The following is a 15,473-nucleotide window of genomic DNA, read 5'->3' on the forward strand; positions in this document are numbered from 1 at the left end:
TGCTATCAGTCAAAAAAAACATTTCTTTTTTCTTTAAAACCCTTTTGATTTTGGGGTTTGGATATTTCTTTTGGCTGATGCTCAAAATTACACTGGAATACATTCCCTTCAATCCCAATGTGAGCTTTCTGATGATCAAGCAGACAGAGGTTCAGGACAGACCGGAATATCTTTCTTTTTTTTATACGCATGTGTATACCAGTATTTTTGTGTTGCTTTCCGGGTTTCTGGCTATTCTAAGAAAAGATTTCGGGATTAAAAACTTTCACAGGAATATTGGAAAAGTTTACATTTTTTTAATTCTGATTCTGGCGGCACCCTCCGGAATCTACATGGGATTTTTTGCCAACGGAGGCTTTTTTTCTAAAATCTCGTTCATTATTTTAGGATCCCTTTGGTGGCTCACCACATATAAAGCCTATCAATCGGCAAGACAAAAAAGGTTTAAAGAACACAAGCATTGGATGTGGCGAAGTTTTGCCCTTACTTTATCTGCCCTTACTTTACGGATCTGGAAAGTTATTATCGTATATTTATTCCACCCAAATCCAATGGATGTCTACCAGATCATCGCATGGCTGGGCTGGATTCCCAATATCCTTTTAATTGAATATTTAATTGCAAAAAAACATATATGAAAATTCTAAACTACACCCTTGCTTCCTTACTGGCGGTTTCTCTGCTGAGCTGTAAGAAAGATGGAAAAATGAACGAAACAGGAAAAGATTCTGTGATTGCTAAAAAAGATTCTGTAGTTGTCCCGGAAATCTATAAAGAATATTACGGGATTTATACCGGAGATTTTGCCGGGATGGAAAAAATGGTAGATGAAACTGACGGTTCTGAATATGAAGGGAGCATCAATAAGAGAATCTCACTGAAAATCAACAGAATTACTAAAGACAGTGTGTACGGACAGAGTATTGTTAGTGGAAATCAACGTCCGTTCAGAGGCATTTTTAATGAAAGTACAAAATCTTTTGTACTGGATGAGCCCGGCAATGACAAAACAGATGGCAGGTTTGAAGTGAAATTAAGCGGCGACAGTATTACCGGAAAATGGAATGCCTTCAATAAAACAGCAGTAAAATCCCCTTTAAAAACCATTAAGCTTTCAAAGAAGGATTTTGTATATAATCCGAACTTTATGCTGGACAAGGATTCTGATCTGGTTGACTGGTCCAATCCAAAGGATTTTGTAGAAAAATATACGGATGATGAAACCGGAAAGACGGAAAGCTATACCACTTCTAAAAACAGAGTAGCTTCTGAAGCGATTTTTAATTTAAATGCATCGAAGCAAAAGCTGTCTGAAAAAGACCTTAAAAATTTACGCAAAATAGACCTTGAGATCATCAAAAATTCTGTTTTTGCAAGACATGGCTATTCTTTCAAAAAGGAAACCTACAGGTATTTCTTTGAGCAAACCGACTGGTATATTCCTGTTTCAAATAATGTTGATAAAGAGCTTTCGCCAATGGAAAAGGAAAATGTAGCCTTACTTAACCGCTTTATAAAATATGCGGAGGATAAATATGACAGCTTTGGAAGATAAGATGTACTTTATGAAAAAATATTTGTTTTTTATTCTGTTATTCTGGACCGTTTCTCTTGCTGCCCAAAAAGATTCAGCTGTAATTCCGGATCCAAAACCATCGGTAGATACAGAACCCGGGCCATCCCGAATTGCCGCGTTTCCTGGCGGGCACCAGGCATTTGTAAAGGAAATCTTAAAGAATTTCCGGACCTCTCCATTAGTAAAAGCGGAGATTATGAAAGCTAAAGCCGTTGCTACCTTCATTGTAGATACCGAAGGAAATATGGTAGATATTAATATAGAATCCTATGAATATAAAATGGTAAAAGATGAATTTCTAAGAGCTTTGAAAATGGTGAAAACACAATGGATTCCTGCAGAACAGAATGGCAAAAAAGTCCGGAGCATCATGAGACAGCCTTTGGTATTCAGCCTGCAATAGTTTGCTTCTCTTTTTTTGATTGGGTAAACTTCAGCCCAAGGAAAAGCAGCAGGCATCCTGCAGCATAACACAGAATATCTATCCACGAGAAGGAGTTTCCTATTACAATATACATCAGGCTTCCAGGACGGAAACCTAATTTTTCTGCAATCTTAAAGTATTGTGCAAATTCTACGATACAGGAAAAAACCAAGATTCCTAAGATAAGTTTTTCATTATTAATTTTCGCGAAGGCTTTAACAAATGTGTACAGAAGCATAACAACTATCACGTCACCAAGATAAGCTCTTACGAAGAAAATATTGGCCAGTTTTGTCGCGATCAGAACTTCTATAAGAAAGAGAACAATGGTAAAAAGAAGATATTTCAGACTGAATTTAAATTCCATGCTGTTTTTAAGTTTTGGCTAAAGCCTTCAATGGCTGATTTTTTGTGCGGGCTAAAGCCCGCCCCGATTGAATAAATAAAACATCATCCGATTTCGGTCATAAAAAATCGGCATTCAAAGAACACCGATCCTTATAATTTTGTACAAATATATTATTTCTTTACTTTGATTGTACATCCTATAGCTACTGTTTTTGTCATTTTCACAGGCTCACCTTTAATTAGAGCATTTACAGCATCCTGAGCGTAATATTCAGATACATCATTTGGATTTTCATAGTTGTTGTCTATGGCTCCGATATATTTCACGATATTTTTTCCGCTTTCTTTCTGAAGGACAAAAACGTGGGGTGTTTTTGTAGCTCCGTAAAGTGGGTATATCTTTTGTCCTTCGTCTACCAAATACGGGAAAGTAAATCCTTTCTGTTTTGCTCTTTCGATCATCTGTTTGTAACCGTCTTCCGGTTGTACATTGGGGTCATTGGGATTAACGGCAATAACCGGATACCCCTGATCCTTGAATTTTTTATCCAGTTCTACGATCCTGTCTTCATATTTTTTTGCGTATGGGCAATGATTGCAGGTAAAGACCAGGATAAATCCTTTCGCGCTTTTAAAATCGCTTAGGGAAACCATTTTACCGTCAATATTCTTCAGCTTAAAATCAGAGGCCTCATCTCCAACTTCATATCCTTTTACGGAAGATTTTGCAGATATTTTTTGTGGAACATCTGCTTTATCATCTATTGTTGTAAAACTCAGAAGCCCGAGCCCCGTAATCAATGCTGTCATTAAAATTTTCAGGTTTTTCATATGATATTTTTTATTTTAAATTATTGTTGATGGTCTTTTCCAGGTCCTCTTTACTCATTTCCCCATCGTTGAAATACACTTTTTCACCATTTTTATAGAAGATCGTTACCGGAATATTTCCGTCCCAGTTTTTTTCAAACCTTGGAATCCAGGTATTCATTCTTTTAATATCATCCAGCAGGATGACTTCGGCGGTAAGATTTTTATTTTTGATGAATTTCAAGACTCTTTCTCTATCCACAAGCCTGTCCAGTGACACCAAAATCATTTTAAAATCTGACTGACCTTTATATTTATTATTGATCTCCATAAAATGTGGCAGTTCTTTCACACAAGGTGCACAGGTAGTCGCCCAGAAGTTGACCACCACCAGCTTATCGTTATCCTTCTGAATATGTTTTTCCAGATCTTCATATTTCATAATGGAAACTTCTGTCTGCTGAGCATTCAAAGCAGCAAAGGATACAAAAAAGATAAATATACTTAGTAATTTCTTCATGCTTAAAATTAGTAAATGCTTTCCTTTTCTTTAAGTATCAATCTGTTAAACTTTGTTAATGATTTTTATTTTTTTATCACTACCAATAGAATTATATAAAATAAAATGTAAATTAGCTATCACCAAATTAAGATTATTATGAAAAAATCAAATCTTCAACCAAGAAAACTTTCAAAAAAAGAATTGAAAGAAATCAGTGGAGGCTTCAGACCTGTATGTCCAAGAGTCGTAAGCTGTATTGATCCGGTAACCGGAGTAGAATTGTATGGCGTTTATGGTATTCAGGATGGATACTGCTGTTAAAAATTTAAATTAACTACAAAATAATTGGTATGAAAAAATCAAACTTCCAAAGCAGAAAACTCACAAAAAAAGAGCTGAAAGAAATCAACGGAGGCGCTTCATGCGCTGAAGGTCTGTGTAAACTCAGAGGGGTACCCAGCCATTTCATGATCATCGGACCGAGAGGCAGTGACGGATACTGCTGCTAAACATTACCCTATAAAAAATAAACAGGCTGGAAGATCTTCCAGCCTGTTTTAATGTAAATTAATATCTTCCTGCAATGAATAAAGCCGGAAAGCAACTGTAAGCTACCCTCCAATCATTTTTTTTATTGAATTAAGCTTCATTAAAGCTTCAATCGGGGTCAAAGTATTGATGTCTATTTTTGTAAGCTCTTCACGGATATTTTCCAGTACAGGATCATCCAGCTGGAAAAAAGAGAGCTGCATGTTTTCTTCAGTTACCCTTTTAATACTTTCTGAAGTACTGGAAGTCTGCGAACGGCTTGCTTCAAGGGTTTTAAGGATCTCATTGGCTCTGTTGACCACTTTTGCAGGCATGCCCGCCAGTTTAGCCACATGGATACCGAAACTGTGCTCACTACCACCCGGGATCAGCTTTCTTAAAAAAATGATATTTCCTTTATTTTCCTGAATGGAAACGTGAAAGTTCTTTACCCTTTCAAAATTCACGGTCATTTCATTCAATTCGTGATAGTGGGTTGCGAACAACGTTTTTGCCTGTGTAGGATGCTGGTGAAGATATTCTGCAATAGCCCACGCAATGGAAACTCCGTCATAGGTGGATGTCCCACGGCCTATCTCGTCAAGAAGGATAAGGCTGCGTTCCGAAATATTATTCAGGATATTCGCTGCTTCATTCATTTCTACCATAAAAGTAGATTCACCGGCAGAAATATTGTCGGTCGCCCCTACCCTTGTGAAAATTTTATCCAGAACACCAATCTCGGCATGCTTTGCCGGAACAAAACTTCCAATCTGAGCCAAAAGGCACACAATTGCTGTCTGACGCAGAATTGCCGACTTACCGGCCATGTTAGGCCCCGTCACCATAATGATCTGTTGGGAGTCTTTATCTAAAAATATATCGTTCGGGATATATTTTTCTCCCAGAGGAAGAGCATTTTCAATAATCGGGTGCCTTGCCTCTTTAAGATCAATGGCATACCCCTGATTAAGAATCGGTTTTGTATAACTTTCTGAAACAGCCAATTCGGAAAGTCCTGCAGCAACATCAAGCTGGGCAATAATATTGGAATTTCCCTGGATCTGATCCATATAGACCATTGTTTCAGAGCAGACATTTCTATACAGCTCATTTTCCAGAACGCCTATTTTTTCTTCGGCACCCAGGATCTGGCTTTCGTATTCTTTCAGTTCTTCGGTGATGTAACGTTCTGCGTTGACAAGCGTTTGCTTTCTTAACCAATCAGCCGGAACTTTATCTTTATGGGCATTTCTTACTTCTATATAATATCCAAAAACATTATTAAAATCAATTTTAAGGCTTGAAATTCCCGTTCTTTCTATTTCTCTCTGGCACATTTCATCCAGAAAGCCGCGGCCTTTACTTTGAAGGCTCCTCAACCGGTCAAGTTCTTCAGAGATACTTTCCTTGATAATATTTCCTTTGGAGATGTTCACCGGAAGTTCATCATTAAGATGATTCTGTAAAAATTTGATCAGCTCCTCCATATCAAACAAAGGTTCCAGCCACGCCAAAACATCTGAGTGTGGATGAAGCAACGCTTTGATCTGATGAATATTGATCAGACTCTGACGCAGGTAGCCCAATTCTTTCGGAGATATTTTTTCCGCCGCCAGTTTTCCCATCAGCCTGTCAAGATCCGAGATTGATTTCAGCAATTGGCAGATCTCGTATTTGAGATGATCATTTTCATTCAGGAAATCAATCAGGGAAAGTCTTCTCATGATCTCGTCCACCGACTTTAACGGAAGAATGATTCTCCTCCTCAATAGCCTTCCGCCCATGGGGGTAGATGTTTTATCAATAATATCCAGCAGCGATTTTCCCTGTGGATTACTTGGGTAAACAATTTCAAGGTTTCTTAAGGTAAAGTTGTCCATCATCAGATAGTCTTCCTGAGGAATAATCTGAAGCTTTGTGATATGGGCCAGCAGATTGTGATGGGTATCTTCCACCAGGTAGGCAAAAATAGCTCCCGCAGCTGTAATGGCAAGCGGAAGGTTTTCAACACCAAAACCTTTTAAAGAATTCGTTTTGAAATGGGAAGTCAGTTTTTCGTAGGCAAAATTATACTGGAAAGCCCAGTCTTCAAGCTTAAAGGCACTTTTATTTTTGAGTTGTTCCGGCAATTGAACACTTCTTTGATATACAATTTCGCTGGGGTCAAAAGTATTGATGATATGCAGGATCTTTTCAAGATTTCCTTCACTTACCAAAAACTCACCGGTAGAAACATCTACCATAGCAATCCCAAACTTTTCTTTTTCTTTATGCAGAGAAAGAAGGAAGTTATTCTTTTTTGAATTTAATACCTGATCATTGAAGGTAACTCCCGGAGTCACCAGCTCTGTCACCCCTCTTTTTACAATACCTTTGACTGTTTTAGGGTCTTCCAGCTGATCACAGATGGCAACTCTCATTCCGGCCCTTACCAATTTTGGAAGGTAAGAATCTACGGAATGGTGTGGAAATCCTGCCAGTTCTATATGTCCGTCTCCATTAGCTCTTTTGGTAAGAACAATACCCAAGATCTGGGAAGTTCTCACAGCATCCTGCCCGAATGTTTCATAAAAGTCTCCAACCCTGAACAACAGCAGAGCATCAGGGTATTTAGCCTTGATGGTATTATACTGCGTCATTAACGGGGTTTCCTTCTTCGTTTTTGCCATAATAAAAAATGAGCCCCAAATTTAAAAAATAAATTTGGCGTTATAGGATGCTGAAAATATAAAATTTATTTCTTGATAAACTTCAATGTCTCTTTCCTATCCTTACTTTGAATTTTGATAATATAGTTTCCGGAAGGCAGTAAAGAAAAATCTAATTCTGTATTTCTTTGAGTGATAATAGTTTCTGATATTTTCCTTCCATCTGCACTGTAAATGGCTGCAGAGGGCTTGTCTTTTACCTGGCTCATCATTAATTGTGCTTTACCGGAAACAGGATTAGGTACCAGCTCAACTTTTGCAGACGGCTTTTCTGTTTCAACTGATGAAAGCGTAGTGGTATTATATAAAATTTTAGCTATACGTCCTGATGTTACCCCTAGTAAATAATTATCATGAATATACCAGTTGGGGTTTTTTGTGTCAATAGCAGATGATACATCAAACACACCATAAGCCGTAGAATAAGGATTAATAACCATTCCTCCAAAACCAATATCTCGATCTCCATTGGGGTTTAAGCAAAGTAATACTCTACGATCTGAACTTTGTGAAATATCTACAGTTGTTGATATTAAGATCTGATTATTGGGCAGAGTATATGTCCTGTTATCAGGCTGAAATTGTACTCCCGATGGTGAAGTCATAGAAAAAGAGGGATCCACCTGCATATCAGGCAAATACCTTTTAACTACCAAAGGACGGTTGTTTGATCCTATCAGATGCATACTAACAGTAAGTGCTTTTCCATATTGTACAGTAGAAACTAGGCCATAAGCTCCAGAGTCTCCATTATTCCCATAATTTAGATTCTTCACTCCTGTCTGTAAATCATATTCAGAAATATATGGATAAGAATAAGTTGTACCAGTATTGACTAGTATCTTATTATTATAAAAATATAATCCGTTTATAGCAAATTTATAAATTGATGGAACGTTAAAAGCCGGAATGACATCCAAATGTCCTTGGTTGAGATAAGTGGGATCCACATTAAGATTTTGATCTAAACAAACAATCTCAGCTTTATAATTGTTAAAAATATCTTTATAACTGTTGGTAATGAAAGAGTGATTGTTGTATTCATATACTTTTATACCTCTATAATAATATTGTGCTCCCTCGAATATCTGTTTAATCCCATTATAACCAAAGCTTGTATCCTGGGTTCCATCAGAATTCAGTCTTAAAGCCGTCCCATCTTGCATAAACAATACAATTTTACCCCCTGTTAATACTTTTAAGCCCATAATAGTGGCACTTGAAATAGGACTGAAATTAGTAAAGCCCCCATTTCCAAATATAGGATCTAATTCTCCTGCTGAATTATATTTTGCAACACATAATAATCGTTCATCGGGAGAAGTACGAGAAGAGGTCCATCCTACATATATATTATCAAATGCGTCTGTAGCTGATACAGCTCCACCAGCATAAGGAAAACCAGGAATCGTTGGTAAATCTTTATACCATGCTATATTCTGTGCCTTTAAAAAGAATCCAGATAATAAAAAAAGAATAAAAAAAAGATATTTTTTTTTCATAGTGTTTTTTTTGTAAAAATACAAATTTTCGGATAATTCTTATAGTTTGTTTAAAAATTTTATAGCGGATAATTTGACCATGTTTTCAGAGGTTCCACCAGGATTCATAATTTCTGCATAGATTTCTGTCATTATCAAACAATGAAAACATCCGCTCGATAATCAATATTTAGTTTTTCATTGTAATTTGATTGATTAGTTACCAATAAATTACAAAAACAAATCAATACAAACAAGTGACAATTTTTTTTAAATTTGTTTTTGGCGTGAAATTCGTCATGTAAATTTTAATAGTTTTATTTTTAAACATGCTCTTAACTTAATTAAATTTTGTTCTTTAGTTGTTCCCCAACGCATCTGTGCTTTTGCGGAAAGCCCACCAGCTCTATATGCCCCTCTCCATTGGCTCTTTTTAGTAAGAACAATACCCAGAATCTGGGATGTTTTCATAAAAGTCTCCAACCCTGAACTACAGCAGAGCATCAGGGTATTTAGCCTTGATGGTATTATACTGCGTCATTAACGGGGTTTCCTTCTTCGTTTTTGCCATAATAAAAAATGAGCCCCAAATTTAATTAAAATAAATTCAGGGTTGGAAATTGTGATGAAATTAATCTCGCTATGGGGATCAAAAATGATGTTGATGTGTTCTGAATAAAATATTTATTGTATTTTTCAGTAAAATTAATTCTATGATTTACCCTGTTTTGGAAACTGAAAGGCTTCTTTTAAGACAGCTGGTTCCTGATGATGCAGAAGACCTCTTCGAATATTTTTCCATGGATGAAGTCATGGAATATTATGATCTGGAAACCTTTAAAACCCTGGAAGATGCTCAAAAGATCATCAGACATTTTAATAATGAATTTGAAAAAGGAAAAGGCTTCCGGTGGGCACTGGAATTAAAATCCGAACAAAAGGTCATAGGAACATGCGGCTACCACAACTGGTACCGGGAGCACTTCAGAGCTGAGATCGGCTATGAACTGAACCCTAAATTCTGGAGAAACTCCTATATGAAAGAAGCCATTCTTCCTATTCTTACTTTTGGCTTTGAAAGTATGAAGCTTCACAGGGTAGACGCATTCATAGATCCTTCCAATATTTCTTCCGAGAAACTTTTACATGCTTTAAATTTTAAAGATGAGGGAACTCTCCGTGATTACTTTTTTGAAAAAGGAAGGTTTGTAGATGCCAAAATCTTCGGACTTATTAATGAATAAAGATGGGAGATGGATGCCGGAAGATGGAAGTTTCTGAAGTTCTACAGAACCAATGAATATTTTTTTTAATTAATTTTTTAAAACCTTTTGACTTTCCTAATTGACTTTCGTTGAATTAAACCGTCACAGGAAATATAAGGAGATATATTAACCTACAGCTTCCGTCTTCAACCTTCAAGGCTATTTCCTTTTCTTTTCAAAGGCTTCCATGCCTTTTTCATAAGCCCATTTCTGCTTGTAATTCACCCACTTAGCCTTAAATAGCTTCCGCAAAAGCTTATCTGTATACCTCATGATAAAAACATGGTACATCATATTGGCAAAAACGTTCGGCTTGTTGGGAAGAGCTCTGAGCGACATAGAAAATCCCGGTTCCAGGTATCTGTTGAAATGCCAGAATGCCCCGGGAATGAAAAGCGCATCACCATGCTCCATAAAAATTTCATAGCCTTTGGCATACTGCAAGGCCGGAAACTTCTCATAATCAGGATTTTCATAATCGATATCATATACCGTATGAACAGAGAGCGGCACTTTATATAAAAAGGCAGATTGTTTTTGGTCAAATAGCAGGATCCTTTTCTTACCCTCGAAGTGAATGTGAAGAAAATCTCCCAGATCCACATCGTAATGCATCAGCACATGAGCCTCACTTCCGCCAAAGAAAAGAGTGGGCAGCCGTTTAAAAAACTTAATTCCAAGATCAGGATACGTAAAATTTTTCAGCAGTTCCGGAAGCCGGTCTGTGATGATGTAAAAAAAGATACGCAGATCTGAAGGCCCGCTTTTGATCCGGTCAATATAGTCCTTCATTTTCATATTCGTCACAGGAGCATCCGAGCTTTTGGAAGCATCAGCCGGTTTATTATCATACAGCGGCACGAGCTGATCACCTGCCTTTTCACGGATGTAGGCAAGATTCCATTTGTCAAAGGCATCCCATCTGGACGCAAAATTTTTGATCAAAAGCGGTTTGTGTTTTTTGAAATAATTCTTCTGAAAATCTTCTTTACTGATATCACTGACTACATCTACGTTTTCGAGGATCATCTTGTTTAGTTATTTAAATACGAAATAAAAATAGTCTTTTTTTGAAATCTGGGAAAATTAAAAAATTGATACCTTTATCATTAGCCTATTCAACTTAAGACATAAAACAAAAAAGAAAGTACTCCTCCTAAAATGACAACCACACATCCCTGCGGATTTTTAGTTCTTCTTTACCTCTTCCAAAAGTATTTACATAATGTCCATTCACCCGTTTTCCATTCTTTTTAAAATGTCCTTTTCTATAATATCCCATTTATTTTTTATTGCAAAGAAACGGGATGGGCTAAAATCAATTTTATAGGTTCCCATAAAGCAGAGATAAAATGAAAAAATTATCTTTGTAGGACTAAGCGCATTTATGAGAGCCTATAACACCAAGCATTTTCTGAAGATTCTTTTCAGTATGCATAAAAGCGATACGATGAAGATTCTTTTTCCAACGATGATCCTCGTTGGGCTTTATTCCTGGGGAATTCAGTATCTGGAAGTAGAGTATCTTCATCTTACTACAAAATCGGGGGTAAGCAATGTTGGAATGATTCATTCCCTGTTGGGTTTTGTATTGTCGCTGCTATTGGTTTTCAGAACAAATACAGCTTACGACCGATGGTGGGAAGGCAGAAAACTTTGGGGAAAACTGGTGAATGATACCCGGAATTTTGCTGTAAAGATCAATGCCATCTTAGGCAACAACCCGCAAGACGCTGAGCAGATTTCAAGATACTTAAAATACTTTCCGCATTTTCTGGCCAAGCATCTTTCCCAGGAATCTACAAGATTGGCTTTAGACGAAGATTATTCTGAAATTGAAAGTTCCCTGAAGCATCATGGTCCCAGTGAAATTATCATTCTTTTAACCCATAAGCTAAATCAGCTGAAAAAAGAAGGAAAGATCTCGGATATTGAAATGCTGTATCTTGACAGTCAGCTTTCCGGATTTCTGGATGTCTGCGGAGGTTGCGAGAGAATTAAAAACACCCCTATTCCCTACTCCTATTCTTCATTTGTTAAGAAATTTATCATCTTATATGTCCTGGCACTGCCTGTTGCCTATGTGATTACCATTGGACTGCTGATGATCCCGCTTACCGTATTTGTCTATTATGTTCTGATGAGTCTTGAGCTTATTGCTGAGGAAATTGAAGATCCTTTCAATAATGACGAAAATGATATTCCCATGGAAGCATTGGCACAAAATATTGAGAGGAGTGTACACCAGATCATGGGACTGAAAAAGTAAAAATCAACCTTAAAGGTTGATTTCTTTGATTTCTCCGTCTGCTTTTATTTCTACAAATTTACTTTCGCGGTTCGCCGCAGAATAACCATAAAAAAAGGTCTGGTATATAGGAGTAGAATACAGATAACCACCGTAGCCATTATAGGCATCTGATCTTCCGGTCTGCTCCTGATAACTTGCCGTTGCTGTGAAGTTAACAATCGTTTCCAGATAATATTTTCCGGGTCTTAATTTTTCAAACTTAAACCTTCCGTGATCGTCCGTTAAAGCTTCCAGCCTGTATTTAAACGCATCTTCGGACATGTAGACCGTTGTTTTCTTATTCTCATACTTTCTTCTCATGCTGTAAAACTCATCAAAATAAGGCGTTACAGGAAAAAGCATCACGACAGTTCCTTTAGGAGCATAATGCTTTGCCCCGAGCAGAGGTTTGATCCCCCAATTGTTTTTCTGCTTCGTGGAAGCCACTCCTTCTATCGTAGAATTTCCAAAGCTAAGCATCTCCCTGGCTAACTTTTTATCAAAAAAAGCCTGCGGATAATAGGTGTTCTGTGCCTGTGAAAACAGAAAAGAGAATACCAACAGCAGTAAAGTAGATATTTTTTTCATGTTAATATTTTAAATCAAATATAAGTATTTTACTATTTTTGAAATAAAAATATCTATGAAATACTTTTTTCTGTTGCTAATGACCGCGTCATCGTGGTTAATAGCACAAAAGCCATGCGGATTCAAAGACGGACTTCAGGAAGGATCGTGCAAAGCTTTTTACGATAACGGGCAGGTAAAGCAGATTCTGGAATGGAAGAAAGGAAAAGTGGAAGGTGATGCCATTTATTACCACGACAACGGAAAAGTCCAGGCCAAAGGAGAATACAAGAAAGACTATAAGGTAAAAGAGTGGGCCTATTATGATAAAAATGGCGTTCTTACTTCAAAAGAGGTTTTTAGAAATGGCGACAAAAATGTTTATGACAACAGCTTTACAGCTACTTTTTATACTCCTTCAGGCGCCGTTGCTGAAATTTCCAATTATAAATTTGCTAAATTACACGGTGAAAGCAAAGTTTTCTACGAAAACGGGAAATCCGTAAAACAGATCGGTCAGTATGAGAACGGACTTGCCGTAGGAAAATGGAAATCATTTCACCCGTCAGGAAAACTACAGCGTGAAACAGAATTTGCCAACGATAAATGGAACGGAACCCGGATTCATTACCGTGAAGACGGAAGCGTTGAAAAGACAGAGATCTACAGAGACGGAAAATTAATCTCAACAAAATAAAACAATTGGTACAGAAATTAAAACTGGAAGAACTTAACAGAATAGATGTAGAAACATTTAAGAAGGCTGAGAAAATTCCATTGGTCATTATTTTAGACAATCTAAGGAGCATGCATAATGTGGGAGCCTCTTTCAGAACGGCAGACGCTTTTCTGATCGAAAAAATAATTCTTTGCGGGATTACGCCACAGCCACCGCACCGGGAGATCCACAAAGCGGCACTTGGAGCTACAGAAAGTGTGGACTGGGGCCACGAAAGTGATATTAACACAGCAATTACCGACTATAAAAGCCGTGGATATGAAATCATAGGGATCGAGCAGACAACAGACAGCATCATGATCACAGATTTCAGTATCGACAAATCGAAAAAATATGCACTGATCTTAGGGAATGAAGTAGAAGGAATAAGTGATGAAGCACTCGCGAATATTGATACATTTCTTGAAATTCCACAGCTTGGAACCAAGCACTCTCTGAATGTAAGTGTATGCGGCGGAATTGTGATGTGGGAGTTTGCCAAAGCCTTAAAATAAAAAAACTGCATATGTCCTTAAAAGACAGTGCAGTTTGAAATAAATCTAATAAAAAGTAAAAATGAAAGGCGACAAAGATACTTTTTTTTTCCTTACGAACAAATTTTAACATCATTTTTTTAATTTTTCAAGAAAAAAAATGATGTTTTGAGAAAAAGTTTCATTTAATTTTTTATAAATTAGCACAATGTTTATCAAGGATTATATCTCAAAAGACTTTCCGTGTTTTAGCCTGACTGACTCAATAGAATCAGCGAGGAATACGTTAGAGGATTTTGGCTATTCCCATGTTTTCATAAAAAAGTCCCATCACTTTTATGGAGCCATTGCAGAGGATTTCCTTTATGACGGCGATGGAATTCTAAAGGATCTTGAGCATCAGATTGAGCGTTTCGCCATCCTGGAAGATAATAATATCATGGACAGCATCCGCCTTTTCTATACGTTCAGTGCCAATGTAATTCCGGTGATCAATAAAAACGAAAAGTATCTTGGGTATATTACCTGTGAGGATATTTTCCAGAATCTTTCCCGTTATCCGCTGTTTTCAGAGACCGGAGCTATCCTTACGATTGAAACCCCGGCCAGAAAATATTCGATGACGGAGATCGCCAATATTGTTGAAAGTAACAACTCGAAATTCTATGGCGGATTCATCACATTAATGTCTGATGAAGTGATTCAGGTAACCATTAAGATCAGCAATGAAAATCTGTCTTCAATAGACGCTACTTTTGACCGGTACGATTATAGAATTGTTGAAAAATACTATTCTGATGAAAAATCAGATCTGTTTAAGGACAGATTCGGGTTTTTCCAAAAATTCATAGAAATATAACATGAAGGCAGCCATATATTCTCAGAAAAAAGACCTCGATACTTTTTTATATTTAAGCAAGTTTATTTCAGAACTTGAAACCAGAGGCGTAAAATCTGTTCTGTATGATGAAATGGCTGAAGCACTTCAGTTCTCAAAGATATTTGAAACCTTCAACAGCAAACAGGATCTGCTGGATAAGGAGGTAGATCTTTTCTTTACTTTTGGAGGTGACGGTACGATCGTCAATTCATTAACGTTTATTGAAGATCTTGAAATCCCGATTGTTGGGGTAAATACCGGAAGATTAGGATTTTTGGCCAGCTTTACAAAAGAGGAAGCATTCAAAGAACTTGATGCCATCTTAAAAGGTGACGTCAAAACAAGCCGCCGTGCCGTTATTGAAGTAGTTTCTCCAAAATCCGGTGACTTTTTCCCGTATGCATTAAATGACGTTACCATATCAAGAAAGGAAACAACCTCCATGATCACGGTAGATTCATATATAAATGACGAATTTCTCAATGTATTCTGGGGTGATGGTGTGATCGTTTCTACGCCTACAGGCTCTACGGCTTATTCTTTAAGCTGTGGAGGGCCCATTATCTCTCCGAACAACGAAAATTTTGTCATTACCCCTATTGCTCCCCACAATCTGAATGTGAGACCTTTGGTGGTAAATGACAAAGTAGAAATAAAATTTAAAGTGGAAAGCAGGGTACCTCAGTATTCTCTTTCGCTGGACTCCAGACTGGTCCATATAGAAACCGACAAAGAAATTATCATCAAAAAGGCGAATTTTCAGATCCTTCTGGTACAGCCCAACCATTTGAGTTTCTACGAAACAATCCGTCAGAAGCTGCTTTGGGGCAGGGACAAAAGAAATTAGTAATTCCTCAAAAATGATTACCTTTACAGGAA

General features: G+C 37.2%; 18 protein-coding genes and 1 pseudogene. 11 read left to right on the top strand and 8 right to left on the bottom strand.

The window, feature by feature from the left end; all coding sequences use genetic code 11:
* The first annotated feature begins 77 nt into the window (after positions 1 to 77).
* From J4Q03_RS10595 to J4Q03_RS10605, 3 genes are read left to right on the top strand one after another with little or no spacing between them, the layout of a single operon-like run.
* On the top strand, positions 78 to 638 hold the full coding sequence (locus J4Q03_RS10595) for a DUF2306 domain-containing protein (protein WP_426048152.1): 561 nt from the start codon (positions 78 to 80) through the stop codon (positions 636 to 638).
* On the top strand, positions 635 to 1,555 hold the full coding sequence (locus J4Q03_RS10600; protein WP_426048153.1) for a YARHG domain-containing protein: 921 nt from the start codon (positions 635 to 637) through the stop codon (positions 1,553 to 1,555). Before J4Q03_RS10595 ends, J4Q03_RS10600 begins: the two co-directional genes overlap by 4 nt.
* Before the next feature lie 10 nt (positions 1,556 to 1,565).
* A complete protein-coding gene (locus J4Q03_RS10605; RefSeq protein WP_426048154.1) occupies positions 1,566 to 1,979 on the top strand; it encodes an energy transducer TonB in 414 nt (137 codons plus the stop codon).
* On the opposite strand, the gene J4Q03_RS10610 is transcribed toward J4Q03_RS10605, so the two are convergent.
* The 3 genes from J4Q03_RS10610 to J4Q03_RS10620 form a co-directional block, all read right to left on the bottom strand.
* Entirely contained in the window at positions 1,966 to 2,367 is a 402-nt protein-coding gene (locus tag J4Q03_RS10610; RefSeq protein WP_426048155.1) for a DUF2809 domain-containing protein, read from the bottom strand. The genes J4Q03_RS10605 and J4Q03_RS10610 overlap by 14 nt on opposite strands.
* 152 nt (positions 2,368 to 2,519) lie before the next feature.
* On the bottom strand, positions 2,520 to 3,179 hold the full coding sequence (locus tag J4Q03_RS10615; protein WP_426048156.1) for a thioredoxin family protein: 660 nt from the start codon (positions 3,177 to 3,179) through the stop codon (positions 2,520 to 2,522).
* A gap of 10 nt (positions 3,180 to 3,189) precedes the next feature.
* Entirely contained in the window at positions 3,190 to 3,678 is a 489-nt protein-coding gene (locus tag J4Q03_RS10620; RefSeq protein WP_426048157.1) for a TlpA family protein disulfide reductase, read from the bottom strand.
* A 138-nt stretch (positions 3,679 to 3,816) separates the two neighbouring features.
* Here J4Q03_RS10620 and J4Q03_RS10625 point away from each other — a divergent pair, with 138 nt between their 5' ends.
* On the top strand, positions 3,817 to 3,981 hold the full coding sequence (locus J4Q03_RS10625) for a bacteriocin (RefSeq protein ID WP_111954095.1): 165 nt from the start codon (positions 3,817 to 3,819) through the stop codon (positions 3,979 to 3,981).
* A 29-nt stretch (positions 3,982 to 4,010) separates the two neighbouring features.
* Complete coding sequence (locus J4Q03_RS10630; RefSeq protein ID WP_223557943.1) at positions 4,011 to 4,169, top strand: bacteriocin; 159 nt, start codon at positions 4,011 to 4,013, stop codon at positions 4,167 to 4,169.
* 102 nt (positions 4,170 to 4,271) lie between these two features.
* Here J4Q03_RS10630 and mutS read toward each other — a convergent pair whose 3' ends face one another.
* The 3 genes and pseudogenes from mutS to J4Q03_RS10645 form a co-directional block, all read right to left on the bottom strand.
* Positions 4,272 to 6,860 carry a DNA mismatch repair protein MutS gene (gene mutS, locus J4Q03_RS10635; protein WP_426048158.1) on the bottom strand — a complete coding sequence of 863 codons (2,589 nt, stop codon included), beginning with the start codon at positions 6,858 to 6,860 and terminating at the stop codon, positions 4,272 to 4,274.
* A 65-nt stretch (positions 6,861 to 6,925) separates the two neighbouring features.
* A complete protein-coding gene (locus J4Q03_RS10640; protein WP_426048159.1) occupies positions 6,926 to 8,401 on the bottom strand; it encodes a T9SS type A sorting domain-containing protein in 1,476 nt (491 codons plus the stop codon).
* A gap of 368 nt (positions 8,402 to 8,769) precedes the next feature.
* Positions 8,770 to 8,951 (bottom strand): annotated as a pseudogene (locus J4Q03_RS10645) (hypothetical protein); the annotation flags it as partial.
* Positions 8,952 to 9,093: 142 nt separating this feature from the next.
* On the opposite strand from J4Q03_RS10645, the gene J4Q03_RS10650 reads away from it, so the two are divergent.
* Positions 9,094 to 9,624, top strand: a complete 531-nt coding sequence (locus tag J4Q03_RS10650; protein WP_426048160.1) for a GNAT family N-acetyltransferase — start codon at positions 9,094 to 9,096, stop codon at positions 9,622 to 9,624.
* A 180-nt stretch (positions 9,625 to 9,804) separates the two neighbouring features.
* Here J4Q03_RS10650 and J4Q03_RS10655 read toward each other — a convergent pair whose 3' ends face one another.
* The gene (locus tag J4Q03_RS10655) at positions 9,805 to 10,674 is read right to left on the bottom strand and encodes a cupin-like domain-containing protein (protein WP_426048161.1); all 870 of its coding nucleotides are present in this window, start codon (positions 10,672 to 10,674) and stop codon (positions 9,805 to 9,807) included.
* Positions 10,675 to 11,032: 358 nt separating this feature from the next.
* On the opposite strand from J4Q03_RS10655, the gene J4Q03_RS10660 reads away from it, so the two are divergent.
* Positions 11,033 to 11,914 carry a bestrophin family protein gene (locus tag J4Q03_RS10660; protein ID WP_426048162.1) on the top strand — a complete coding sequence of 294 codons (882 nt, stop codon included), beginning with the start codon at positions 11,033 to 11,035 and terminating at the stop codon, positions 11,912 to 11,914.
* A 9-nt stretch (positions 11,915 to 11,923) separates the two neighbouring features.
* On the opposite strand, the gene J4Q03_RS10665 is transcribed toward J4Q03_RS10660, so the two are convergent.
* Positions 11,924 to 12,523: a hypothetical protein gene (locus tag J4Q03_RS10665; RefSeq protein WP_426048163.1), complete on the bottom strand. Its 600-nt coding sequence runs from the start codon at positions 12,521 to 12,523 to the stop codon at positions 11,924 to 11,926.
* Between the two features lie 55 nt (positions 12,524 to 12,578).
* Here J4Q03_RS10665 and J4Q03_RS10670 point away from each other — a divergent pair, with 55 nt between their 5' ends.
* The 4 genes from J4Q03_RS10670 (at position 12,579) to J4Q03_RS10685 (ending at position 15,441) form a co-directional block, all read left to right on the top strand.
* Positions 12,579 to 13,199 carry a toxin-antitoxin system YwqK family antitoxin gene (locus tag J4Q03_RS10670; RefSeq protein WP_426048164.1) on the top strand — a complete coding sequence of 207 codons (621 nt, stop codon included), beginning with the start codon at positions 12,579 to 12,581 and terminating at the stop codon, positions 13,197 to 13,199.
* 5 nt (positions 13,200 to 13,204) lie between these two features.
* The gene (locus J4Q03_RS10675) at positions 13,205 to 13,735 is read left to right on the top strand and encodes an RNA methyltransferase (protein ID WP_426048165.1); all 531 of its coding nucleotides are present in this window, start codon (positions 13,205 to 13,207) and stop codon (positions 13,733 to 13,735) included.
* Positions 13,736 to 13,922: 187 nt separating this feature from the next.
* Positions 13,923 to 14,573: a CBS domain-containing protein gene (locus J4Q03_RS10680; RefSeq protein WP_426048166.1), complete on the top strand. Its 651-nt coding sequence runs from the start codon at positions 13,923 to 13,925 to the stop codon at positions 14,571 to 14,573.
* A 1-nt stretch (position 14,574) separates the two neighbouring features.
* Positions 14,575 to 15,441, top strand: a complete 867-nt coding sequence (locus J4Q03_RS10685) for an NAD kinase (RefSeq protein ID WP_116010424.1) — start codon at positions 14,575 to 14,577, stop codon at positions 15,439 to 15,441.
* Positions 15,442 to 15,473 lie beyond the last annotated feature (32 nt).

Origin of the sequence: Chryseobacterium sp. NFX27 (assembly GCF_049887855.1) — a bacterium.
Lineage (GTDB): Bacteria > Bacteroidota > Bacteroidia > Flavobacteriales > Weeksellaceae > Chryseobacterium.